Genomic DNA, 23,782 nt, shown 5'->3' with positions numbered 1-23,782 from the left:
AGTAAGGAGCTTCAAAATGGCCTCAGTCATCAATACCAATACCTCGTCACTGAATGCGCAACGCAACCTGAGCACATCGCAGTCCGCCCTGTCCACATCATTGCAACGCCTGTCTTCGGGTTTGCGCATCAATAGCGCTAAAGACGATGCTGCTGGTCTGGCTATTTCCGAGCGTTTCACCTCGCAAATCCGCGGTCTCGATCAAGCCAAGCGCAACGCCAACGACGGCGTGTCGCTGCTGCAAACGGCCGAGGGTTCGCTCGCTTCGACGGGTAACATCCTGCAGCGCGTACGTGAATTATCGGTGCAATCGTCGAACGCCACCAACTCGGCAGGCGACCGCAAGGCAATCCAGGCTGAGGTAGGCCAGTTGCTGTCGGAAGCCGACCGCATCTCGCAAACGTCGGAATTCAACGGCTTGAAACTGCTCGACGGCTCGTTCGGCACGGCATCGTTCCAGGTCGGCGCCAACGCTGGCCAGACCATCCAGGCCACGACCGCCAACTTCCGTACCAGCAACTACGGCAACAACGAGGCAACCAGCGCCGCACCGACCACGATCACCGGCGGTACCGCCTACAGCGGCGGCACCTTCGACATTCAAGGTCTGCAATCGGCAACGATTACGGCCAAGACAACGGATACCGCGCAATCGCTGGCAGCGACCATCAATGGTTCGACCGACAAGACGGGCGTGACGGCAACGGCCAAGACCGAAGAATCGGCCAAGTTTGTTGCGGGCAAAGTGTATTCGCTGGCAGTCAACTCCGACAACGCTACCGCCGCCAACGTCACCTTCACGGTCGGCGCAGCGCTCAATGCATCGGGCTTGGCCTCGGCAGTGAGCGCCTTCAATGACGTGTCGTCCACCACCGGCGTCACCGCCAAGTTGAACGATGCCAACGATGGCCTGGTGCTGACCAACGCTTCCGGCAATAACATCACGCTGAAAAACAACAGCACCGATGCCGGCTCGCTCGTGACCGCGGCGTCCATCGACTCGGCTGGCGCGGTAGGCACCACGGCCTCGATCGGCACTGGCGAGACAGCAAAGACGATGGGCTATATTTCGATGAACTCCGACAAGGGTTTCTCGCTGGGCAATGTCACGGCAGGCAACGGTGTTGTCGCCGCCTCCGCCAGCCTGAAATCGGTGGCCAGCATCGATGTATCGACCGTCAAAGGCGCTAACGATGCGCTGAAGATTCTCGATTCGGCCTTGTCGAGCGTCAACAGCCAGCGCGCTTCCTTCGGCGCCTTGCAGTCGCGTTTTGAAACGGCTGTGAGCAACCTGGAATCGACCTCGGAAAATCTGTCGGCTTCGCGTAGCCGCATCCAGGATACCGACTTTGCGGCGGAAACGGCCAAGCTGACGCGCGGCCAGATCCTGCAACAGGCTGGTACCGCGATGCTGGCCCAGGCCAACTCGCTGCCTAACGGCGTGCTGTCGCTGCTGCGCGGTTAATCACCGCCAAGTAGCACCGTAGCTTAGCCCTCCCCGGCCGGTCAGATGACGCATCTTGATCTGCCGGGGATTTTTCTTTAGAGGACAACATCATGGATATCCAGGCAACAGGCGGCATGCCAGCCGCACTGCAGCAGCGCGGCGCGGTCACGTCAGGCGGCACCACTGCCCCCAAGCCTGCAGCGCCAGCGCCAGCGACCACGGACAGCAAGCCCGCCGGCAAGGCCGCTAGCAAGGAAGACGCGCAGTCCGAGCTGAAAGAGGTCAGGCAGGCCGTCAGCGACATCAACAAAGCCATGCAGTTCATGTCGCGCGAACTGGAGTTTTCGGTCGACACCGACAGCGATCGCACCGTCGTTAAAGTGATCGACCAGCAAACGCGCGAAGTCATCCGCCAGATGCCCACCAAGGAAGCATTAGAAATCGGCAAGGCCCTGGAAAAAGTGCAAGGCTTGCTGATTCGGCAAACGGCGTAAGCGCCCCCCTTCTGTCACCGCTTTGTGCATAGGGCAAACAGGCGGCCAAATACCCCTCTAAAGTACGGATGAAATGTGCCGTTAACTGGTTATATTCATGCATTCCCTAGGAGGTCATTGTGGCTGTTTCATCCCTCAGTACTGGTGGTGTCCTTGATGTAAATGGCCTGGTCAGTCAACTGATGGCCGTGGAGAGCCGCCCCTTTGTCGCCATGCAGAACAAAGAGAAGGCCATCACCACCCAATTATCGGCCTATGGCACCCTGAGCGGCGCCGTCGGCGCATTCCAGACCACCGTCACCGCCCTGGCCGACTCCTCGAAATACAAAGTGGCCAATGCCAGCTCTTCCGACATCACCATCCTGACCGCCACGGCGGGCAAGGATACCGTCAAGGGTAACTACAGTGTCAATGTGAGCCAACTGGCACAGGCGCAAACCGTCAGCGCCGCCGGACAAGTCAGCACCAGCGCGCTGATCGGCTCTGGCGCCAGCACCGTGCTCACTTTTGACTTCGGCAGCGTCACGGGCGGCACCCTGGCCGACGGCAAGTATACGGGGGCCACTTTCGATCTCGATGCGACGCGCACGGCGCGCACCGTCACCATCGACGGCAGCAACAACTCGCTGCAAGGCATCCGCGACGCCATCAACAAGGCTGGCGTCGGCGTGACCGCCAGCATTATTTCCGACGGTAGCAGCACGCCGAACCGCCTGGTGCTGACCTCGGACAAGAGCGGCGAAACGTCGAGCATGCGCGTTTCCGTCGCTGGCGACCAAGACTTGCGCGATTTATTGTCCTACGCGCCGAACGGTACGCAGAACATGAAGCAAAGCAATGCTGGCCAAAATGCCAAACTGACCGTCAATGGCGTAGCCATCACCAGCCAGACCAATAGCGTCGACAACGCCGTGCCGGGTGTCACGATGTCGGTGCTGAAGATCGGCACCAGCAATGTCGGCATCAGCACGGACACCTCCGGCATCAAGACGGCCTTGAACAATTTCGTCAAGGCCTACAATGAGCTCAATACGACCATCACCGGCCTGACGGCCGTCACGCCGGACCAGAAGCAGGGTGCGGCGCGCACGGGCGGCCCGCTGGTGGGCGACTCGACCGCGCTGAGCTTGCAGGCGGGCTTGCGCAAGATGTTTGCCAGCAACGTGCCTGGCTTGTCAGGCAGCGTGACAAGCCTGAGCCAGTTGGGCGTCGCCTTCCAAAAGGATGGCACGCTCAAGCTCGATACGGGCAAGCTGCAAACGGCCATCGACAAGAATTCGGAAGACGTCATCAAGCTGCTGGCCACCTCCGGTTCGACCACCGACAGCCTGGTCAGCTTCGTCAGCTCGACCAGTAACTCGACGGTTGGCACCAAGCCCATCTCGATTTCCAAGCTGGCCACGCAAGGCACCCTGGTGGGCAGCGCGCCAGCGGGCCTGAACATCATCGCCGGCGTCAACGACAACCTCTCGATGACGATCAATGGCGTCAGCAGCAAGGCCACGCTGGTGCCTGGCGCCTACACGGCGGAGAGCCTGGTCAGCCATCTGCAGTCGCTGATCAATGGCGCCTCCGGCAGCACCGACAAAACTGTCGGCGTGACGGTCAAGCAGGAAAACGGCATCATCAGTATTACCTCGAACAAATATGGTACCGCGTCGAAGCTGGAAATTACCGGCAACGGCGCCGATGGACTGTTTGGCAGCCCGACCATGACCACCGGCGTGGACGTAGCGGGCACCATCGACGGCGCCGTGGCCGTCGGCAGCGGCCAGACCCTGACCGGTTCGCCAGGCTCCGGCAGCGCCGGCATTGCGGTGCTGGTCAACGGCGGCCAACTGGGCAGCCGGGGCACGGTGAACATTTCGAAAGGCGTCAGCGCGCTGTTTGCCAGCACTACCGACAGTTACCTGGGCACGTCGGGCCTGATTCAAAACAAGAATGATGGCTTGAACAAGAGCATTTCCGATATCACCAAGCAGCGCAGTGCGCTCAATAGCCGCCTGACCCTGACCGAAGCGAGGCTGCGCAAGCAATACAGTTCGCTCGACGTGAAGCTCAGTTCGATGAACAGCACCACCAATTATTTGACTCAGCAACTGGCGAAGCTGTCTTAGAGCTAATCAATATCCACTAGAGGAAAACAAATGTTTGGATCATCAAACAAAGGCGCGCAATCCTACGCCAAGGTTGGCCTGGAAACAGGCATAGGTGCCGCTTCCCCGCACAAGCTGATCGCCATGCTGTACGACGGCGCGCTGGTAGCCGTGCTGAGCGCGCAGATGCACATGAAAGCAGGCAATATCCCTGAAAAGGGCAAGTCCATTTCACGCGCTATGCAGCTGATCGACCAAGGACTGCGCGCCAGCCTGGACAAGAATGCGGGCGGCGAGATCGCCGAAAACCTCGATGCGCTGTATGAATACATGGGCGCGCGATTGCTGACGGCGAACCTGAAAAATGACTTAAGCATCCTCGATGAGGTACAACGCCTTTTGACCGAACTGCGCGACACCTGGAACGCCATAGGCACGCCTTCCGGCATCAATATTGCCGCTAGCGATGCATCTGTTACCCGCATCTCCAACTATGCGAGCGCCTGATCCATGATGACGAATCAAGAAGTCCTGAGCACCTACGAAACCATGCAGTCGCTGACGGGTCAGATGGTCACCGCCGCCAGCAACGCCGACTGGGACGCCCTTGATGCGCTGGAGCAGCAAGTGAGCGCGCATGTGGCAACACTGAAAGCGAATGAAGAAAAGGTCGTGCTGGAAAGCGCCGGCCGCCAGCGCAAGGTCGCCCTGATCAAGCAGATCCTGGAAGACGACCGCAAGATCCGCGACCTGACCATGCCGTGGATGGCGCAATTGTCTAATCTGATCAACAGCACGGGCACCGAAAGGCGCCTGGCCAACGCCTACGGCGTCTAAACGCCCACGGGGCAAGGTCTTATATCATGTTGCCGAAGATGGATGCCATCGGCATGACGCCCCTCACTGCGGTCAAGGGCACGCGCCCGGCCGACAGCGTCGGCGACCCGCGCCAGGCCGAGTTCCAGCGTTCGCTGCAGGGCCTGATCGGCAAATCCATGCAAGGCCAAGTGCTGGCCCGCATGGGCGATGGCAACTACCTGGTACGCGTGGCAGGCACGCCGGCCCGCATGCAGCTGCCCGCCGGCGCCCAGCCGGGCACGGACGTTCCGCTGACCTTGATCGGCATCAATCCCCGCCCCTCGTTTCAGATAGGCAATAATCGCGACCAGCCCGCCAGCGCCCTGCTGACGTATGCCGATGCCGAAGCAGAACCCACCGCCCTTGAAGCGCGCGGCCCCCAGGCCGGTGCGGCCGAAGCGGGCACGCGCGCCAGCAGCACGGCCGCCACCCTGCTCAGCCGCGCACCGCTGACACCAGCGAACTTGCTGCCCGCCCTGGCCGGCGATACGCCAGCACCAGAGCTGAGCACCACTGCGCGCGCTATCAGCAGCGTGCTCAGCCAGGCCGAAAGCGTACCCGGCGCACCGCTGGCGCTGCTCGGCAAGACGCCGCTGATGGCTAAGCCGGGGGCCGATCCGGCCCAGGTGGCGCAAAAGCTGCGCGACACGGTCGGCAGCAGCGGCTTGTTCTATGAATCGCACGTGGCCGAATGGGCCGAAGGCAAGCGCCCGCTCGCTTCGCTGCTGCTGGAACCGCAAATGCAAAAGGCGGCGCCGGGCGAGACGCCCAGGACGGGCACCGACCTGGCCTCGGCGCAGCTGATCAATTTACAGCTGCACACGCACGAACAGGCGCGCGTGCAATGGCAAGGCGAAGCCTGGCCAGGCCAGAAGATGCAGTGGGATATCAGCCAGGATGCGCCACAGGGCGGACAGCACGCGAGCCGCAACGGCGACGAGGAAGCGACCGCCTGGCGCAGCAATGTGCGCTTCCAGTTCGCCCTGCTGGGCGACTTGGCAGCGCACGTGCTCTTGCAGGGCGGGCGCGTGCACATCGAATTGCAAGCGGGCAGCGAAGGCAGCGCCGACACCTTGCGCCGGCATGCGGCGCGGCTGGAAGCGTCGCTGGCGGCCGCCGGCTGGCCCCTGTCCTCCCTCAGCATCGCCAGCAAGCCGGCGGCGGCCGACGCGCCAGCAGCGGTGCCAGCGCAGATGGCCGCAGAAATGGCAACGGAGACAGCAGCAATACCAATAGCAGCAGGAGCAGGCGGTGCCTGACGACACCAAGCGCAAGGTGCCGCAGACGGCCGTCGCCCTCGCCTACCAGAGCGGCACGCCGGCACCCAAGGTGGTGGCCAAGGGCAGTGGCCTGGTCGCCGACAAGATCATCAGCACGGCGCGCGAACACGGCGTCTTCGTGCATGAATCAAAGGAATTGGTAGCGCTGCTGATGGATGTCGACCTCGACCGTCAGATTCCACCGGGCCTGTATCGGGCGATTGCGGAACTGCTGGCATGGTTATATTATATTGAATCTGCGAATGGCGGACCGATCCCGCCGCCGCCCGACACCAGCGTCAACCTCACCGATACATAGACAGGCATCAATGCAAGCACATATTATGGATTCCGGCCTCGAAAACTGGCATGACTTTGAAGTCGAGTCGCGACGGGAAATCATCTCCTTGCTGCGCAGCATCAGCGAAAAGAACCAGCTGATCCGTATGCTGATCCACGGTGAATCCGATGTGTGCGTCACCTCTATCCTGGAAGTCGATGCCGAACGCAATATCGTCATCCTCGACCGTTCCGTGAATGCCGACCAAAACCGTCGCATGGTGGTCGCTACCGGCATCTCGTTTGAAACGTCGCTCGACAAGATCCGCATCCTGTTTGCCAGCCCCATGGTACAAGAGTGCAATTATGGCGGCACGCCCGCCTTGAAAATTGCCATTCCAGAAACACTGATCCGCTTGCAGCGGCGCGAGTATTACCGCATGAGCACGCCCGTGAGCAATCCCGTGCGCGTCTCGATTCCCCTGCCACCCTCGCTGGGCGGCGCCAACACCCTGTTTCCACTGGCCGACATCAGTTGCGGCGGTATCGCCATCCTGGACAATAAATTGATCATGGGCGAGACCATCGGCCGCGATTATCCGGGCTGCCGCATCGACTTGCCCGAGGTCGGCATGGTCACCGCCACCTTGCAAATTCGCAATTCGCTGGACATGACTTTGCTCAACAATAAGCTGAACCGTCGCCTGGGCTGCCAGTTCGTCGACCTGCCGCGCAGCATGCTGGCGCACGTACAACGCTATATCACGCGGCTCGAACGCGAGCGCAATGCGCGCATGGCGGGGTTAGGTTAATAACCCAAAACGAAGACTGGGGTCGAACCCTGAGGGTTCGACCCCGGACCTTGCACTTGGGGTTGTCATGACTTACACCTGCATATTCATGATCTCGTGATACGCAGAAACCAGTTTATTCCTCACCTGCACCGTGGCCTGGAATTCGATGCTCGATTTTTGCATCGACACCATCACGTCCGACAGGCTGACCTTTTCGTCGCCCATGGTAAAGCGCCGGCCCAGCGCCGACGACGCTTGCTGCGCACCGCTGACGGAATCGAGCGCGCTCTTGAAGGCATCGGCAAAGTTCACCTTCGCCGCCGGCGCCTCGGTCTGGATCGCCGGTATTTTTGCCTCCGGCCGCGTGGCTGCCGACTTCAGTTGCGCGATCATCGCCTCGATCCTGCTGCTATCGATACCGCCTGTTTTCACTTTGCCTCCCGATTCTGGTCTGCTGCATAACTGTTCCTTGCCTGTTGCACCCAGAGAACAAAACTCTGGCTTGCAAGGCAACGACGGGTACAATAACTTCCGTCACATGTTGCCAGGGTTCCACAATACCAGCGCCAACACCAGCCGCTCGGCCGAGCAGGCGGCAAAAGCGCCTTCTGTTTGGACGATTGAAGCGCGTGACAGTGGCGGATAATTCTGCCTATCGCCCCTCCTCACGAGGAAGCGGACCCCGCGCATCACCCAATATCCGTCAAACCACGCGCCCTGGAAGGCAATCATGGCTGTAGCCGAAGAAATCGATGTGAACCGCATACCGCCGGAACCGGCGCCTGCCCGCTCGCCCGTGGAATCCGTGCAAGCCTTCGCCAAGACGCCGATGGGCAAGAATTTTCTGCGCGGCCTGGGCGTGGCGGCACTGATTGCCATCGGCGTGGCGCTGTACATGTGGAACCAGCCGCCCGAGTACAAGGTCCTGTTTTCCAACTACACGGACCGTGACGGCGGCGCCATCACCGCGTCGCTGGACCAACTGGGCATCAAGCACAAGTTTTCCGAAGGCGGCGGCGCCATTCTCGTGCCGTCCGAACAAGTCCACGACGCGCGCCTGAAACTGGCCGCGCAAGGCTTGCCGAAAGGCGGCAACGTGGGCTTCGAACTGATGGAAAACCAGAAGCTGGGCGTGTCGCAATTCCTGGAACAGGTCAATTTCCAGCGTGCGCTGGAAGGCGAACTGGCAAAGTCGATCGAATCGGTGTCCGCCGTCGATACGGCCAGAGTCCACCTGGCCCTGCCCAAACCGTCCGTCTTCGTGCGCGACCAGCAAAAACCGACCGCCTCCGTGCTGCTGAACCTGCATCCGGGGCGCGGCCTTGACCAATTGCAGGTCAGCGCCATCGTACACCTGGTGGCGTCGAGCGTGCCGGAACTGTTGCCCGTCAACGTCACCGTGGTCGACCAGGCCGGCACGCTGCTGTCGAACCAGGAAAAAGACAAGGACCGCGCCAATGGCATCAAGAGCCTGGACCCGAACCAGCTAAAGTACGTACAGCAATTGCAACAAAGCGTGATCAAGCAAGTCGAATCGATTTTGCTGCCCATCGTCGGCGAAGGCAATGTACGCGCCGAAGCAACGGCCGACGTGGACTTCTCGCAAAGCGAGCAGGCGGCCGAAACCTACAAGCCCAATTCACCGCCGGAAGCGTCCACCATCCGCAGCCAGCAAACGAGCGAATCGACGGGCGCCGGCAATGCCAACCCGTCCGGCGTGCCGGGTGCCTTGTCGAACCAGCCGCCGGGCGTGGCCACGGCACCATTGAGCGCCGAAGCGCCAGGCGCTGCGGCTGGCGCGCCGACGGCACCGACCCAGAAAGAATCAACGACAAATTACGAAGTTGACAAGACCGTGCGCTACGAGCAGAAATCCATGGGCGGCTTGCGCCGCCTGTCGGTCGCCGTCGTCGTCAACTACCGCCGCAGCTTCGACAAGGATGGCAAGGTCACGGTGAAGCCGATTTCGCCTGCCGAAATGCTGCAGATCAATAATCTGGTCAAGGAAGCGATGGGCTACAACAAGGAGCGCGGCGACAGCTTCAGCGTGGCCAACTCGCCCTTCGACGGCATCGATCGCGCGCCGGAAGGCAAGCCGGAGTGGTGGCGCGATACGGCCAACCTGCCGCTGGCGAAGGAACTGGCGAAATTTCTCATCACGGCCCTCATTTTGCTGTATCTCTTCATCAAGATCGTGCGCCCGATGCTGCGCCCGGTGATGCGCAAGATCGACGATTTCGGCGCGCCACCGCCCGTCATCGAGCCGGAAGTGAGCAAGGAAGACGAAGAAAACGAAGTCCTGCTCAGCGAAGCCGAGCTCGAAGAGCTGGAAGCAGACACGGCCCGCGGTTATCGCGAAAACCTGGCGATGGCGAGGAAACTGGCACAAGAAGACCCACGCGTGGTGGCCAACGTAATCAAAGCATGGATAGGCAATAATGACTGAAACAACGGGACTGCAAAAAGCATCGATCCTGATGCTGGCACTGGGCGAGAGCGAAGCGGCCGAGGTCATGAAGTTTCTCGGCCCGCGCGAAGTGCTCAAACTGGGCGCCGCCATGGCCACCATGAAGGGCATCGCCCACGAACAGGTGGTCGAAGTGCTGGGCGACTTCCGCGCGCAAACGGAGCTCAATTCCACGGTCGGCCTCGATTCGGACGAATACATCCGCCAGGTGCTGACCAAGGCGCTGGGCGACGACAAGGCTTCCGTGCTGCTATCGCGCATCCTGGGCGGCAAGGATGCGTCCGGCATCGAATCGCTGAAGTGGATGGATTCACAATCCGTGTCCGAGCTGATCCGCAACGAGCACCCGCAGATCATCGCCACCATCCTGGTCCACCTAGAGCGCGATCAGGCGTGCGAAATCCTCGGCCATTTCACGGATCGCCTGCGCAACGACGTGGTGCTGCGCATCGCCACCCTGGACGGCGTACAGCCGGCCGCCTTGCGCGAACTCAACGATGTGCTGACGAAACTGCTGTCGGGTAACGAAAACATCAAGAAATCGTCGCTCGGCGGCGTGCGCGCGGCGGCCGAGATTTTGAACTTCATGAGCGGCGAGCAGGAAGGCTCCGTCATGGACAATATCAAAAACTACGATAACGACATGGCGCAAAAGATCATGGACGAAATGTTCGTCTTCGACAACGTGATCGATATCGACGACCGCGGCATTCAATTGCTGCTGCGCGAAGTGCAGTCGGAAATGCTGATCATCGCCCTGAAAGGCGCCTCGCAAGAGCTACGCGACAAGATCTTCAGGAACATGTCGCAGCGCGCCGGCGAGATGATGCGCGAAGACCTGGAGTCGAAAGGCCCCGTGCGCTTGTCAGAAGTGGAATCGCAACAGAAACAGATTCTGCAAATCGTGCGCCGCCTGGCGGACGAAGGGCAGATAGTACTGGGTGGAAAAGGCGAGGATTCGTTTGTCTAATTTAATCCCCAAAGAGCAACAAACTGCTTACCAGCGCTGGGAAATGACCTCGTTTGGCGACGAGCGTCCCAGCGTGGTGGCGGCGCGCAAGCTGCTCGAACCAGAGCCGGAACGGCAATTCGACCCGGAAACGGATCCCTACGGCGAGCTGGAGCAAGAAGAGCCGGGGCCGCCGCTCGCCTATCCGACGCAAGAAGAAATCGACGCCATCCGCGAGGAAGCGCGCGCCACGGCCTACGATGAGGGCCGCGCCGCCGGCTATGCAGAAGGCCACGCGGCCGGGCATGCCGATGGCCATGCGCAATCGTATACCGAAGGCAAGGCGGCCGCGGACGTGGAACTGGCGCATCTGCAAAGCATCGCCGTCGACTTCGGCACGGCCGTGCACCAAGCCGATGAACTGATCGCCAACGAAGTCATGGAACTGGCCTTGCAGTTGGCCAAGAGCATGCTCAAGGCCGCCTTGCCCGTGCGCCCGGAACTGATGCTGCCGCTGGTGCGCGAGGCCATCGAATACTTGCCTGTGCTGCAACAACCGGCCTTGCTGATACTCCATCCCGACGATGCGCAAGTGGTACGCGACGGCATCGGCGACGAGCTCGACAAGAGCGGCTGGCGTGTCATCGAAGACCCGAGCGTGGAACGCGGCGGTTGCAAGATCGACACGGCGAGCAACCAGATTGATGCGCAAAACGCCACCCGCTGGCAGCGCCTGACGCATGCGCTGGCCAAAGACCTGGACTGGCTGGCGCCGTGAACGATTGCGTCAAAGGCACGCAAGCCCATGCGGCGCGCTGGCGCGCCTACCTGAACGACTGTTCGGCCGTGCTCGGCTTTGTGGAACCGATGCAAATATCGGGCCGGGTCACGCGCGTGGCTGGCCTGGTGATGGAAGCGGTGGGCCTGCGCCTGGCCGTCGGCGCCGCCTGCACCGTGCCGCTGCCCAATGGCGGACGAGTCGAGGCGGAAGTGGTCGGCTTTGAAGGCGAGCGCCTGTTCCTGATGCCGCAAAGCGACGTCGAAGGCATCGTGCCCGGCACGCGCGTGTTTTCCGTCGAACCGGCCATTCCCCGCCCCGGCAGCGTGGCGCATCCGCGCCGGCGCCCCAGCGACCGTGCGCGTCACCTGCCCGTCGGGCCGCAACTGCTGGGCCGCGTGCTCGACGGCGCGGGCCGCCCGCTCGACCAGCTGGGTCCGCTGCACACGACCGACAGCGCCCCCATCAATGTGCGGCCCGCCAATCCCCTGGGCCGCGCGCCCATCGTCGATACGCTCGATGTGGGCGTACGCTCGATCAATGCCATGCTGACCGTGGGCCGTGGCCAGCGCATGGGCTTGTTCGCCGGTTCCGGCGTGGGCAAGAGCGTGCTGCTGGGCATGATGGCCCGCTACACGGAAGCGGACGTGATCGTCGTCGGCCTGATCGGCGAACGGGGCCGCGAAGTGAAGGAATTCATCGAGCAAATCCTCGGCGCCGAAGGCCTGGCCCGCTCCGTCGTCGTGGCGGCACCGGCCGACACGCCGCCGCTGATGCGCTTGCAGGGCGCCGCGTATGCGACGGCCATTGCCGAGTACTTCCGCGACCAGGGGCAAAATGTATTATTGATCATGGATTCGCTGACCCGCTACGCCATGGCACAGCGCGAAATCGCCCTGGCCATCGGCGAGCCGCCTGCCACCAAAGGTTATCCGCCGTCCGTCTTCGCCAAGCTGCCCGTGCTGGTGGAACGGGCCGGCAATGGCGAGGAAGGCGGCGGCTCGATCACGGCCTTCTACACCGTGCTGACCGAGGGCGACGACCAGCAAGACCCGATCGCCGACTCCGCGCGCGCGATTCTCGATGGCCACATCGTGCTGAACCGGCGCCTGGCCGAGGCGGGCCATTATCCCGCCATTGACATCGAGCAATCGATTTCGCGCGCTGCCCACTCGATCACCACGCCTGCACACCAGCAGCAGGCGCGCAAGCTGAAACAGCTGTATTCGCGCTATGAACGCAGCCGCGACCTGATCAGCGTGGGTGCCTACAGCGCCGGCACCGACCCGGTGCTGGACCAGGCCATCGCCCTGCATGAAAAGATCGAGGCATTTTTACAACAGCAAATCACGGAGCGGGTCAGCATGGACGAGAGCTTGGGGCAACTTACCGCTCTATTCGACTGATGAGCGCTTGCATGGCGGGAATATAATCGGGCATGGCCTCTCCTTCCCAACTTGCAACCCTGATTGACCTTGCCCAGCGCGAAACGGATGATTGCGCCAAGCGCCTGGGCGCGGCCCTGAAAGCGCTCGACGATTGCCGCCAGAAGCTCGATATGCTGTCCGGCTACCGCGATGACTATGCCAAGCGCTTCGAGGCGAGCATGAGCAACGGCATGACGCCCATGGCCTACCGCAATTTCCAGGCCTTCATGCTCAAGCTCGACAGCGCCATCATGGGTCAAGAGCAAGTAGTCAAGCACGCGCAGGCACGCAGCGACAATGAAAAGCAGCGCTGGCAGGACGCCGAACGCAAGCGCATGTCGTACACCACCCTGAACAACCGGGCGCAGGAACAGGCGCTGAAGCTGGAAAACAAGCGCGACCAGAAAGCAATGGATGAGCACGCGGCGCGACAAGCCTATTACAAACGCTAAGCTACACTGAGGCAGCATCATGCAAACCCTGCAAAACCCGATTTCCCAGATTGTCTCGCCGAACGCCACGCCGGGCACCGCCAAGCGCAGCCAGCCGCCCACCAGCGGCACGGCGGGCGACTTCCAGCGCACCTTGAACCAGCAGATCGAACAACGCCAGGCCAGCCGCAACAGGGAGCAAGCAGCAGCACCGGCCGCAGCTGCGGCCCGGACCGCCAACCCTGCCACCCCGCAAGCCCCCGCCAAGGCGCCGGCCAAGGAAACGCAGCCAACGCAAGTGGACAAGGAACAGGGCGGCAACAGTGAACTGCCCTGCGCACCGGCCAGCGAAACGGCCGCGCCCGCCACCGGCGACCGCACCACGGCCGAGGCCAGCATGCCCGCCACCACCACCGCGCCAGTAGCGCCGCCAGCCGATCCGGCCGCCGAGATGCTGGCCCTGGTGGGCAGCATCCAATTGGCCATCGAGCCGCCAGCGGCAGCCACGGCGGCCAAGGAAGTAGCGGAACTGCCCGCGAACGCGAGCATCAAGGCCGACGGCAAGAACCTGGCAACAGAGCGATTGCTGGCAGCCGCCCAGGGCAGCGGCAAGGCTGCCGCCAGCGCCGCCACTGCGCAAGCAGAGCGCGGCGACTTCGCCGACAGTTTGGGCCAGGCCCAGGGCAAGGCAGCCACTGCACAGGGCAGCAGCGTGCTGAGCGGCAAAGCCGAGCCGGGCAAGCTGGCCATCGATGCCCAGTTGGCGGCCAGCGCCAGGGCTGGCACCGCCGTGGCCGAACCAAGCATCAAGGAAACGCCAGCCGACCTGAGCCGCCTGGCCGCGCAGTTGCAGCCAGGCGCGCTGCAACTGGCAGCCGCCGCTGCGGCCGTGCCAGCAGACAAGCTGACGGGCAGGGTCGGCACGCCGGCCTGGGACCAGCAACTGGGACAGAAAGTCGTATGGATGGCGGCCGGGGGCGACCAGAGCGCCACCCTGACCCTGAATCCGCCCGATCTCGGGCCCGTGCAAGTGGTTTTGACGGTCACCAATGACCAGGCCGATGCCGCCTTCATGTCAGCCCAGCCCGAAGTGCGCCAGGCACTGGAAGCGGCCATGCCGCGCCTGCGCGAGATGATGAGCGAAGCGGGCATCGCCTTTGGCAGCGCCACCGTCTCGGCCGGCACGCCGGAACAGCAAAACAATGGCGAGCGTGCCGCCTCGGGGGAACGCCGTGGCACAGGCCAGGGCGAGCGCGTATCCGGTGGCGAGATCGCCATCGCACCGGCCAGCCGGCCCAGCCTGAGTGCCGTGGATACCTTTGCCTGAGGATAATTCATCGCGTGCAAGCCACTGGCGCGCGCCACAGCATCACTTTTCTTATAAAAACAGCGAGTTGAGGGCGCTTCCGCCCTCTTTTCACTGCATCCTTCTGCGCAGAATTTGCCGATAATGACATAATGGCGTCGTGATCCACTTCCATGCACTCGTGTACCATTGAAAGCAAATCCAAAAATGAAAGCAGATCCGAAAGCAGATGCAGGCCTGGCCCCCGCCGGTGCCTCGAAAAAGAAGCTTCTGATCATAGTGCTGGCCGCGGTGCTGTTGGCCGGCGGTATCGGCGGCGGTGCAGCCTGGTACTTCCTGCATGGCAAGGCCGATAAGGAAGAAGAAGCGGCGCCCAGCAAGAAGAAGCAGAAACATGCAGCCTCCAAAGCGGGCCCACCCGTCTTCGTGCCCATCGACTCCTTCACCGTCAACTTGCAGCCGGAAAATGGCGAGCAATACCTGCAAATCGCCTTCACCTTGCAGGTCAGCAGCCCGGAAGAAATGGACTTGATCAAGGTCAACATGCCGAAAGTGCGCAGCCGCTTGCTGCTGCTGCTGTCCGGCAAAAAGGCCTCCGAACTGAACACCGTGGAAGGCAAGCAGCAACTGGCGGCCGAAATCATCAATCAGGTGAACCAGCCGTTTGAGGGCAAAGGGCCGGAGCAAGACGTGACGGACGTATTATTTACCGCATTCATCATTCAATAAGCAGCCATGGCCGATAATTTCCTCTCCCAGGAAGAAGTCGATGCCCTTCTGAAGGGCGTCAACGGAGACCAGGACGACGCACAGACGCCGGAAGATGTCGCGGGAGTTCGTACCTACAACCTGGCAACCCAGGAGCGCATTGTGCGCGGCCGGATGCCAACGTTGGAAATTATCAACGAGCGTTTCGCCCGCCTGCTGCGCGTGGGCCTGTTCAACTTCCTGCGCCGCAGCGCCGAAGTGTCGGTCGGTTCCGTACGCGTATCGAAATACAGCGAGTTCATCCGTAACTTGGTGGTGCCAACCAATTTGAACCTGGTCCACATGAAGCCGCTGCGCGGTACGGCCCTGATGGTCTTCGATCCGGGCCTGGTGTTCTTGCTGGTCGACAATCTGTTCGGCGGCGATGGACGTTTTCACACGCGCGTCGAAGGGCGCGACTTTACGCAGACCGAGCAGCGCATCATTTTGCGCATCCTCGACATCGTTTTTGAAGCTTACACCAAGTCGTGGGAGCCGGTCTTCCCCGTCGAGTTCGAATATATCCGCTCTGAAATGAACACGCAGTTCGCCAACATCGCCACGCCGAACGAAGTGGTGGTGGCGTCGACGTTTACGGTGGAATTAGGCTCTGTTTCCGGACAAATTCACTTCTGCATGCCGTATTCGATGATCGAACCGATCCGCGATTCGCTCACTTCGAGCCTGCAGGGCGAGGCGCTGGAAGTGGACAAGCGCTGGATCCGCCTGATGACACAGCAAATCCAGATCGCCGAAGTCGAACTGGTGGCCTCGCTGGGCACGGCGCGCGTCTCGTTCGACGAAATCTTGAACATGAAGGTGGGCGACATTATCCCCCTCAACATTCCCGAACTGATCGCCGCCACCGTCGACGGCGTGCCCGTGATGGATTGCACGTACGGCGTGTTGAACGGACAATATGCGCTGAAGGTCGAAAAGTTGTTGGCGAACGCCGACAACATGAACAATCACTAAATAATTGCACTGGCCGCGTTGCGGTCCGTATCTGTACAACAGGAGAAACACATGTCTGACAACCAAGACGACCAAACTGCGGAAGACGATTGGGGCGCGGCCATTGCCGAACAGGCCAAGGCCGAAGCGGAAGCGCTGCAAAACCAGGCCGCCAGCACGGCCAGCGCGGCCAGCGCCGCCGTGTTCAAGGACTTTTCCAAGCAGCCATCGAAGTCGGAAACGCACAACGATATCGATTTCATCCTCGATATCCCCGTGCAGCTAACGGTCGAACTGGGGCGTACCAAGATCGCCATCAAGAACCTGCTGCAACTGGCGCAGGGTTCCGTGGTCGAGCTCGACGGCCTGGCCGGCGAACCGATGGACGTGCTGGTGAACGGCTGCCTGATTGCCCAGGGCGAAGTGGTGGTGGTGAATGACAAGTTTGGTATCCGCCTGACCGACATCATCACGCCTTCCGAACGCATTCGAAAATTGAATAAATGAAGCCTGGCCTGTTCATTTCCACCGTGCTGCCGCTCATGGCGGCATGCAGCATTGCGCTGGCGGCGCCGGCTTCGGCGCCCGTACCAGCTTCGGTCCCGGCCGAAACGGCGGCGCCCAGCGCAGCTGCCGAAGTTGCATCTGAAAAACCCGCTGCCGCCGCTGCAGCGGCACCCGCCCCTGCCGCCGCCCTGCCCGCCATGCCGGCCGGCGCGCCCATGGCGATGGCGCCGACCAGCTCGGCGGGCAGCCTGCTGCAAACCATCTTCGCGCTCGTCTTCGTGCTGGCCCTGCTGATCGGCCTGGCCTGGTTCATGAAGCGTTATGGCCCCAAGGTCATGGGCGGCAACAACAAAATGCGCGTCGTCAGTTCGCTCAACCTGGGCGGACGCGAACGCATCGTCCTCGTCGAGGTAGCCGACCAGTGGATCGTCGTCGGCGCCTCGCCTGGCCGCATCAACGCGCTGGCGACCATGGCGCGCCAGGAAGGCGAGTTGCCGCAACTGGCAGCGGCACAAAACGGCCCCGCCGCCGCCAATTTTTCCGAGTGGCTGAAACAGACCATCGAAAAACGCAATGGGAAATAAGCAGCAAATGATGTGCTCCAAGCTAAAGACTCCCTTGACCTGGCTGCTGGCGGGCGTCGCGCTGGCCTTGCCGCTGTGGGCCATGGCCCAGCCGGGCATACCGGCCTTCAACAGCACGCCAGCGCCGGGCGGCGGGCAAAATTACTCCTTGCCGGTGCAGACGCTCATCCTGATGACGTCGCTCACCTTTTTGCCGGCGGCGCTCTTGATGATGACCTCCTTTACGCGCATCATCATCGTGCTGTCCTTGCTGCGCCAGGCCATCGGCACGCAATCGGCGCCACCCAACCAGGTGCTGGTAGGGCTGGCCCTGTTTTTGACCCTGTTCGTCATGGGTCCCGTGTTCGACAAGATGTATACGGATGCCTATCTTCCCTACCAGGAAAACAAGATCAGCATGCAACAAGCGATGGACAAGGGCGTCGATCCGCTGAAAACCTTCATGCTCAAGCAGACGCGCCAAGCCGACTTGGCCCTGTTTGCCAAGATGTCGCGCTCGCCGGCGCTGCAAGGCCCGGAAGACGTGCCGCTGCGCATCCTCGTGCCCGCCTTCGTCACCAGTGAACTGAAAACCGCGTTCCAGATCGGCTTTGCCATCTTCATCCCGTTTTTGATCATCGACATGGTGGTCGCCAGCGTGCTGATGTCGATGGGGATGATGATGATGTCGCCAGCGACGATTTCGCTGCCATTCAAATTGATGCTCTTCGTGCTGGTCGATGGCTGGCAGTTGCTGCTGGGCTCCTTGTCTCAGAGTTTTTACTAGGGGAGGCACGATGACACCCGAAAGCGTCATGACCCTGGGCCGCCATGCGATGGAAGTGACCCTGATGGTGGCTGCGCCCATGCTGCTCGTCGCCCTCATCATCGGCTTGATCGTGAGTATTTTCCAGGCCGCTACGCAGATCAACGAGTCGACCCTGTCCTTTATCCCCAAGCTGGTCGGCATCTTTGTTGCCCTCATCGCGGCGGGCCCGTGGATGCTGTCCGTCATGCTCGACTACATGCGCCAGGTATTTACCGGCATTCCGAACCTGGTAGGCTAGGCATGGCGCCACGGCAGACGCAATGCTGACCCTGTCGAGCATCGAACTCAATACCTGGATCGCAGCATTGCTGTGGCCGCTTAGCCGCATCCTCGGCCTGATTGCGGCCGCGCCCCTGTTCGGCAACGCTGCCGTACCGGCCAGCGTGAAGGTGACCCTGGGCGCGCTGCTGGCCATGATCATCGCCCCCACCGTGCCAGCCCTGCCTGCCATCAACCCGATGTCCTTGCCCGGTTTGCTGATCCTGACGCAAGAGATGCTGGTGGGCCTGGCCATGGGCTTTTCCATCCGCATCGTGTTTTCCGCCATCGAAATGGCCGGCGAGCTCAGCAGTCTGACCATGGGCCTGGGCTTCGCCTCCTTCTTCGACCCGCAAACCAAGGGCCGCTCGTCGGCCATCAGCCAGTTCCTCGTCATGCTGGCCACGTTGATGTTTCTCACCGTCAACGGCCACCTGGTCTTGCTGGCGGCGCTGGCGGAGAGTTTTATCAGCCTGCCGATTTCATCGAGTCCGATCAGCAGCGGCGGCTTCCAGCAAGTGGCGGCCTGGGGCGGGGAAATCTTCCGTTCCGGCCTGCAGATTTCGCTGCCCGTCATCGCTGCCTTGCTGCTGACCAACGTGGCGCTGGGCATTTTGACGCGCGCTGCGCCGCAGCTGAACATTTTCGGCATCGGCTTCCCCGTCACCCTGGGCGTGGGCTTGCTGGTGATCAGCATGGTCTTGCCCTACTTGGCGACACCCTTCCAGAATATGTTCCTGCGCGGCATAGAAACGGCGCGCCTGCTGCCGCGCGGCTTTGCCACGCGCGACCGCCCGCCACCGCCCGCGCCGCCGAACCCCTTGCGCCCTGCGCTACCGGCGCCGTCGCCGCTGCCACCCGCGCGCTGATGCTCGCCGCCGCGCTCAGATAGCCATGGGCAGCAGGCAGTGGCTCAACGATCCTCCAGCACAACAGCGATGCAGTAGACTGCACAGCTTGCCTGCGTAGTTTGCAAGGATGGCCAGCTTGCGGGCGCAAAAAAGCCGGGGCGGGAGACGCACTGCCTGCCCCGGCTTGCCGCTCATTGCGCGCTGCTGGCCGCTTAGCTGATGTAATTGAACAGCGACAGGCCCGAGATGGAACTGAACGATTTTTGTGCCGCCTGCAGGGTCACTTGCTGCTGGGTGAAGCTGGAGATGGCCTTGACCATGTCGAGATCTTGCAAGTCGGACAGCGTGGTGGCGTACTGGATGTCGAGGTCTTCGCCTGCGCTGTCGAGATAATCGAGTTCCTTCATGCGGGCGCCCACTTCGGTGCGCACCGACAGTACATTGTCGTAAGCGGTGTCGAGAATATTATGCGCGGCGTTCAAGCCATTCGTCAGGCGCGCCTGGCCCGCGTCGCCGACGGCCGTCTGGCGCAGCACGCCGATCAGGTTTCTCACGCTGGTAAACAGCGATTCCTTGGCGCTCGGCTCCAGCGTAAAGCTATCCAGATCGGCCGGTTTTCCCGTGATGTTCAGCTGCTGGCCGTCGAAGGTGATGGTGTCGCCCGACTTGTAGGCGACGGGTACGGCGGGATTTGGCACCGTCTGGCCCAAGGTGGCGTCCGTGACAGTATAGGTGGTGACGGCGGTTGTGCCCGTGCCCGTGATGTTGAAATCGATCGAATACTTATGCCCCGTCAAGGCCGACGGATCCGTCACCGTGCCGCTGGAAATGATGCCTGAGCCGCCGCGCGTGAAATTGGCGGTGGCCGCTGCCGTGGTGAACTTGCCGTTGCCGGTCAGGTTATTCTCGAACACGATGGCGCCGGAATCGCTGGTCGGCAGGTAGCGCGCCGATCCCACCTGCAGTTCACGCTGTCCCTGGTCGCCCACGTAGGTGGCGCCCGTCGGCGTCTGGCTGAATGGCTGGGTGGTGGATTTATAACCGGAAAACAGATAGCCGCCAGCGCCGTCGGCCGTGTTCGCAATGCCCAACAAGTCGGTCAGCCGGCCTTCCAGCTCCTTGGCCAGGGTTTCGCGGTCGACATCCTTGAGAGAAGTATTACCGGCCTTCACGACCAGGTCTTTCACGTCGGCGATCAGCGAGGTGGTGCTGGCCAATGCCAGCTCTTCCTGCGACAGGAAATTCTTTGCATTCAAGCGGTTCGTCACGAACTGGGTATTGATCGATTGCGACTGCGTCACTTCCAGCGCGCGCGCCGAGGCGATCGGATCATCGGCCGGCGTCAGATTGCGACGGTTCGACGACAGCTGCATCTGCGTACGGTTCAAGGCGCCCTGCAGATTGTTCAGCTGGGCGCTGCCCTGGTCATAAATCATTCGTGTGCTGATGCGCATGATGCTGCCCTTCCTGAAAGCCGCGGCGCGCTGCGCTGCGGTAAAAATTAATTAACGTCCCAGACCGATCACCACATCGAACAAGGTGCTGGCGATCTGCATGACCTTGCCGCACGCCTGATACGATTGCTGGTAACGCAGCAGGTTGGCCGCCTCTTCGTCGAGGTTGACGCCAGAAATGGCCTGCTGCTGGGTGCTGGTCTGCTGCAGCAAGGCCAGGCTGGCCAGGCCACTGACCTGTACTTCGCGTGTCTTGTTGCCCACGAAACTGACGGTTTGCGCATACGAACCCTGGAACGTGGTATTGCCGCCATCGAGGATATTCTTGGTCTGCAAGCCCGCCAGCAGCACCGCGTTGCGGTTGTCGCCCACGCCGCCCGTGTTGGGCGCAATGGTAAATTTATCGCCCTGCGCCGGCGCGCCCGTCATGCTGACATTGATGCCGCCGAAGCTGAAGTTATCGCCTTCCTTGTACGGGATATTCGCCGTCCCGGCCGGATAGGTCGTGGTGCTGCCATTCAAGCCCTTGACCGTCACCGCCTGGCTCGGCGGGAAACCCGTCAGCGAGGTAGTCGCCTTGTCATATGTTAACGTCAGCGGACCCGTCAGGGCATTGCCCGGGGTCAGGTAGGCCTTGTCGACCGAGCCTGGACTAAGCTTGCCTGAACCCGTATTGGCCACCGGTGCCGAGGTGGCAATGGGAGAGGCGGCGGCCATCTTGTTGCGGTCGGTGATCAGCACAGCCAGGCCGGCCGCGCCATTTGCCGTCGGCTTGATGACGTAATTATCGCCCTGCGCGGCCGCGCCCGAGATCGAGAAATCGACGCCATCGATGGTTTGCGGCGCGGTTTGCGGATACGGGTTGATGATGGTGTGCGTGCCGTCCGATTCGCGCGTCACCACGTAGTTGCTGCCATCGTATTTCAGGCTGTAATCGCTGGCTGTCAGCTTGGTGGCGTCGCTGACCTTGGCCGACAGCACGGTGGTGCTGCTGGCGTTGTTGCCACGGTCGGCACCGATCACGGGGTCAGGTATCTTGAAAAAGTCGCCGCCCATGGCGCCACTCAAGTCCTGGCCCAGCTTGTGCTGGTCATTGAAGGTGCTGGCCAGCGCGATGGCCACCTTGCCCAGAGAGTTCTCGACATTGTCCAGCGTGCCGCTGCGAAACTCCAGCAAGCCGCCCAGCGAGCCACCGGTCAGGGAGCTGTCCGGCAGCACCGTGACAGTACTGCCCGTGACGTAGCCTACCTCTATGCGGTTAGGGTCGGTCCGCGAAGGCGTGGCGGCGAGCGCAAAGCTGCGCTCGGCCACCACCAGCGGCTGGCCCGCGCCGATGGAAATGGTCACGGTATTGTTGGCTGCCGGTTGCACCGTCGCCTTGACATATTTGTTCAATTCCGTGATCAGCTGGTCGCGCTGGTCCAGCAGATCGTTGGGCTGGTTGCTGGCATCGACCGACAGCTGAGAAATCGATTGATTCAGCTCGGCGAGCTGCTTGGCATAGGTATTAATCACCGTCACACTCGACGTGATCTGTGAATTGACGCCGTCGCCGATCTCCGTCAGGCGCGCGCTCAAACCCTGGAAACGGGAAGTGAGCGAGCCGGCGCTCGACAGCAAGGCCTGGCGCGAAGCGACCGAGGACGGATTGGCGCTGAAGTCCTGCACGCCCTTGAAGAAATCCTGCAGCGCGGGCGAGAGACCGGCCGTGGGATCGGCCAGCAAGTTGTCGATCTGGCTGATCTGCGTGTGATAACTATCGAGCGCACTGGTGGCGCTTTGTGCAGCATTGACCTGGGTGGCGATGAAGCTGTCGTACTGGCGCTTGATCTGCGACACTTCCGTGCCCGTGCCGACGAAGCCGTAGCCGGCATAGTTCGAATGCGCAGTCTGCTGCAGTACCGTCTGGCGATTATACCCGGGCACATTTGCATTGGTGATGTTATGCCCGGTCGTCGACAGGCCCACCTGCGCTGCAAGCAAACCGCTTTTACCAATACTGAGGAGATTCGAAGTCATGGTGTCTTATTGTTTACCGTCAAGATGATTTACGGCAGTTGCGGCGAAAACTTGAAGCACGCGGCCTGCACAAGGGTAGGGACGCGCCTTAACCGACCAGCGAATGATTGATTATTTTTGTCAATTTGGCCGCATAGTTGGGGTCCGTCGCGTAACCAGCCTTTTGCAAGCCCTGGGCGAACTTGCTGGCGTCGCCCGCACTGGCCAGCACTTTTTCGTAGCGCTTGTTGCCGGTAATCAACTGCGCATAATCCTTGAAGCTGTCCGCATAACTGTCGTAGGCGCGGAATTTTTCCACCTTGCGCTGCGCCTTGCCGTTTACATATTCCGTGGTGACAGCTTCCGCGACCTTGCCCTTCCAGTCACTTGAGGCCTTGATGCCGAACAGGTTGTGGCTGCTGCTGCCGTCGCGGCTGATGATTTCGCGCTTGCCCCAGCCCGTCTCCAGCGCAGCCTGGCCCAGCATGAACTTGGCCGGGATGCCGGTAGCGCGGCTGGCTTCTTCCGCATGCACGCCGAGTTTTTCCTGAAACGCGCGCACGTGTGGCGCCTGCGTGGCATTGGCCTTGTCGCTCAAGGTCTTGCCGGTGGTGCTGGCCGCGCCATCGGTCAGCGCGCCCTGCTGCTGGCGGAAGGCTGCCAGCGCCTGCGCCATGCTCGACGAACGCGGCGACGGCGCTTCGGCGCCATCGGCAGCGAGCGCCTGGTTCGAGGACGACAACTGACGTATCAGCACGTCCGCCAGGCCCGTGCCACGCTTGGCCAGGTTCTGGCTGGTCTGCTGGTCCAGCATCGAGGTGTACATCTTGCTTTGCTGGCTATCCATGATGCCGTCCTGCGGCGAGGCGTCGCGCATGCTTTTCATCATCATGTTGATAAACATGGCTTCAAACTGCGTAGCTGCCTCTTTCAGGGCGGCTGGGTCCTTCGCCTTGGCGGACTGGCGCAAGCCATCCATGCCCTTGACGTCGTAGGCGGCGGTATTGCTGAGGTCGGTTTGGCTGATCATGGCGTA

26 protein-coding genes are annotated in these 23,782 nt (G+C 61.6%); 22 read left to right on the top strand and 4 right to left on the bottom strand.

Features of this window, described 5'->3' with window-relative positions:
- The first annotated feature begins 16 nt into the window (after positions 1 to 16).
- The 8 genes from ACQ4V8_RS00995 to ACQ4V8_RS00960 all read left to right on the top strand — a co-directional run bounded on the left by ACQ4V8_RS00995 (position 17) and on the right by ACQ4V8_RS00960 (position 7,245).
- A complete protein-coding gene (locus ACQ4V8_RS00995; protein WP_010400736.1) occupies positions 17 to 1,465 on the top strand; it encodes a flagellin N-terminal helical domain-containing protein in 1,449 nt (482 codons plus the stop codon).
- Positions 1,466 to 1,557: 92 nt separating this feature from the next.
- Entirely contained in the window at positions 1,558 to 1,941 is a 384-nt protein-coding gene (locus ACQ4V8_RS00990; protein ID WP_070346415.1) for a flagellar protein FlaG, read from the top strand.
- 119 nt (positions 1,942 to 2,060) lie between these two features.
- Complete coding sequence (gene fliD, locus ACQ4V8_RS00985) at positions 2,061 to 4,058, top strand: flagellar filament capping protein FliD (protein ID WP_436570744.1); 1,998 nt, start codon at positions 2,061 to 2,063, stop codon at positions 4,056 to 4,058.
- 30 nt (positions 4,059 to 4,088) lie between these two features.
- Entirely contained in the window at positions 4,089 to 4,544 is a 456-nt protein-coding gene (fliS, locus tag ACQ4V8_RS00980; RefSeq protein ID WP_010400740.1) for a flagellar export chaperone FliS, read from the top strand.
- 3 nt (positions 4,545 to 4,547) lie between these two features.
- The gene (locus ACQ4V8_RS00975; protein WP_010400742.1) at positions 4,548 to 4,874 is read left to right on the top strand and encodes a flagellar protein FliT; all 327 of its coding nucleotides are present in this window, start codon (positions 4,548 to 4,550) and stop codon (positions 4,872 to 4,874) included.
- Between the two features lie 26 nt (positions 4,875 to 4,900).
- Positions 4,901 to 6,154, top strand: coding sequence for a flagellar hook-length control protein FliK (gene fliK / locus ACQ4V8_RS00970; protein WP_436570743.1), 1,254 nt, complete (start codon positions 4,901 to 4,903; stop codon positions 6,152 to 6,154).
- Positions 6,147 to 6,473, top strand: coding sequence for an EscU/YscU/HrcU family type III secretion system export apparatus switch protein (locus tag ACQ4V8_RS00965; RefSeq protein ID WP_010400745.1), 327 nt, complete (start codon positions 6,147 to 6,149; stop codon positions 6,471 to 6,473). Before fliK ends, ACQ4V8_RS00965 begins: the two co-directional genes overlap by 8 nt.
- 10 nt (positions 6,474 to 6,483) lie before the next feature.
- A complete protein-coding gene (locus tag ACQ4V8_RS00960) occupies positions 6,484 to 7,245 on the top strand; it encodes a flagellar brake protein (RefSeq protein WP_029496598.1) in 762 nt (253 codons plus the stop codon).
- 72 nt (positions 7,246 to 7,317) lie between these two features.
- Here ACQ4V8_RS00960 and fliE read toward each other — a convergent pair whose 3' ends face one another.
- Positions 7,318 to 7,620 (bottom strand): flagellar hook-basal body complex protein FliE, encoded by a 303-nt coding sequence (gene fliE, locus ACQ4V8_RS00955; RefSeq protein ID WP_010400749.1) that lies wholly within the window; start codon positions 7,618 to 7,620, stop codon positions 7,318 to 7,320.
- Here fliE and ACQ4V8_RS00950 point away from each other — a divergent pair.
- The 14 genes from ACQ4V8_RS00950 to fliR all read left to right on the top strand — a co-directional run bounded on the left by ACQ4V8_RS00950 (position 7,517) and on the right by fliR (position 19,312).
- Positions 7,517 to 7,873 carry a hypothetical protein gene (locus tag ACQ4V8_RS00950; protein WP_261980981.1) on the top strand — a complete coding sequence of 119 codons (357 nt, stop codon included), beginning with the start codon at positions 7,517 to 7,519 and terminating at the stop codon, positions 7,871 to 7,873. The two genes, fliE and ACQ4V8_RS00950, sit on opposite strands and share 104 nt — an antisense overlap.
- Before the next feature lie 84 nt (positions 7,874 to 7,957).
- On the top strand, positions 7,958 to 9,673 hold the full coding sequence (gene fliF / locus ACQ4V8_RS00945) for a flagellar basal-body MS-ring/collar protein FliF (protein ID WP_436570742.1): 1,716 nt from the start codon (positions 7,958 to 7,960) through the stop codon (positions 9,671 to 9,673).
- Positions 9,666 to 10,664, top strand: a complete 999-nt coding sequence (gene fliG, locus ACQ4V8_RS00940; RefSeq protein WP_010400752.1) for a flagellar motor switch protein FliG — start codon at positions 9,666 to 9,668, stop codon at positions 10,662 to 10,664. Before fliF ends, fliG begins: the two co-directional genes overlap by 8 nt.
- Positions 10,665 to 10,707: 43 nt before the next feature.
- A complete protein-coding gene (gene fliH, locus ACQ4V8_RS00935) occupies positions 10,708 to 11,421 on the top strand; it encodes a flagellar assembly protein FliH (protein WP_436570864.1) in 714 nt (237 codons plus the stop codon).
- An 89-nt stretch (positions 11,422 to 11,510) separates the two neighbouring features.
- Positions 11,511 to 12,827, top strand: a complete 1,317-nt coding sequence (gene fliI / locus ACQ4V8_RS00930; protein ID WP_261980972.1) for a flagellar protein export ATPase FliI — start codon at positions 11,511 to 11,513, stop codon at positions 12,825 to 12,827.
- Between the two features lie 32 nt (positions 12,828 to 12,859).
- Positions 12,860 to 13,300 carry a flagellar export protein FliJ gene (gene fliJ, locus ACQ4V8_RS00925; protein WP_010400759.1) on the top strand — a complete coding sequence of 147 codons (441 nt, stop codon included), beginning with the start codon at positions 12,860 to 12,862 and terminating at the stop codon, positions 13,298 to 13,300.
- Positions 13,301 to 13,319: 19 nt separating this feature from the next.
- Positions 13,320 to 14,606 carry a flagellar hook-length control protein FliK gene (locus tag ACQ4V8_RS00920; protein WP_436570741.1) on the top strand — a complete coding sequence of 429 codons (1,287 nt, stop codon included), beginning with the start codon at positions 13,320 to 13,322 and terminating at the stop codon, positions 14,604 to 14,606.
- 186 nt (positions 14,607 to 14,792) lie between these two features.
- Positions 14,793 to 15,314: a flagellar basal body-associated protein FliL gene (fliL, locus tag ACQ4V8_RS00915; RefSeq protein ID WP_010400763.1), complete on the top strand. Its 522-nt coding sequence runs from the start codon at positions 14,793 to 14,795 to the stop codon at positions 15,312 to 15,314.
- A gap of 6 nt (positions 15,315 to 15,320) precedes the next feature.
- Positions 15,321 to 16,307: a flagellar motor switch protein FliM gene (fliM, locus tag ACQ4V8_RS00910; protein WP_010400765.1), complete on the top strand. Its 987-nt coding sequence runs from the start codon at positions 15,321 to 15,323 to the stop codon at positions 16,305 to 16,307.
- A gap of 51 nt (positions 16,308 to 16,358) precedes the next feature.
- Positions 16,359 to 16,793 carry a flagellar motor switch protein FliN gene (gene fliN, locus ACQ4V8_RS00905; RefSeq protein ID WP_010400766.1) on the top strand — a complete coding sequence of 145 codons (435 nt, stop codon included), beginning with the start codon at positions 16,359 to 16,361 and terminating at the stop codon, positions 16,791 to 16,793.
- Positions 16,790 to 17,377, top strand: a complete 588-nt coding sequence (gene fliO, locus ACQ4V8_RS00900; RefSeq protein ID WP_010400767.1) for a flagellar biosynthetic protein FliO — start codon at positions 16,790 to 16,792, stop codon at positions 17,375 to 17,377. Before fliN ends, fliO begins: the two co-directional genes overlap by 4 nt.
- A gap of 7 nt (positions 17,378 to 17,384) precedes the next feature.
- Positions 17,385 to 18,143, top strand: coding sequence for a flagellar type III secretion system pore protein FliP (gene fliP / locus ACQ4V8_RS00895; RefSeq protein WP_495542701.1), 759 nt, complete (start codon positions 17,385 to 17,387; stop codon positions 18,141 to 18,143).
- Between the two features lie 10 nt (positions 18,144 to 18,153).
- Complete coding sequence (gene fliQ / locus ACQ4V8_RS00890) at positions 18,154 to 18,423, top strand: flagellar biosynthesis protein FliQ (RefSeq protein ID WP_010400769.1); 270 nt, start codon at positions 18,154 to 18,156, stop codon at positions 18,421 to 18,423.
- 22 nt (positions 18,424 to 18,445) lie between these two features.
- Positions 18,446 to 19,312, top strand: a complete 867-nt coding sequence (gene fliR, locus ACQ4V8_RS00885) for a flagellar biosynthetic protein FliR (RefSeq protein WP_010400771.1) — start codon at positions 18,446 to 18,448, stop codon at positions 19,310 to 19,312.
- Between the two features lie 194 nt (positions 19,313 to 19,506).
- On the opposite strand, the gene flgL is transcribed toward fliR, so the two are convergent.
- From flgL to flgJ, 3 genes are all read right to left on the bottom strand, one after another.
- Positions 19,507 to 20,748, bottom strand: coding sequence for a flagellar hook-associated protein FlgL (gene flgL / locus ACQ4V8_RS00880; RefSeq protein ID WP_196854757.1), 1,242 nt, complete (start codon positions 20,746 to 20,748; stop codon positions 19,507 to 19,509).
- 51 nt (positions 20,749 to 20,799) lie between these two features.
- Positions 20,800 to 22,767 carry a flagellar hook-associated protein FlgK gene (flgK, locus tag ACQ4V8_RS00875; protein WP_070346412.1) on the bottom strand — a complete coding sequence of 656 codons (1,968 nt, stop codon included), beginning with the start codon at positions 22,765 to 22,767 and terminating at the stop codon, positions 20,800 to 20,802.
- A gap of 88 nt (positions 22,768 to 22,855) precedes the next feature.
- The gene (gene flgJ / locus ACQ4V8_RS00870) at positions 22,856 to 23,776 is read right to left on the bottom strand and encodes a flagellar assembly peptidoglycan hydrolase FlgJ (protein ID WP_010400774.1); all 921 of its coding nucleotides are present in this window, start codon (positions 23,774 to 23,776) and stop codon (positions 22,856 to 22,858) included.
- Between the last annotated feature and the right edge of the window lie 6 nt (positions 23,777 to 23,782).

The organism is Janthinobacterium paucivorans (assembly GCF_051380805.1).
Classification (GTDB): domain Bacteria; phylum Pseudomonadota; class Gammaproteobacteria; order Burkholderiales; family Burkholderiaceae_D; genus Janthinobacterium; species Janthinobacterium lividum_D.
The sequence above is the reverse complement of the archived record's forward strand: the minus strand, read 5'-3'. Positions and strand labels throughout refer to the sequence as shown.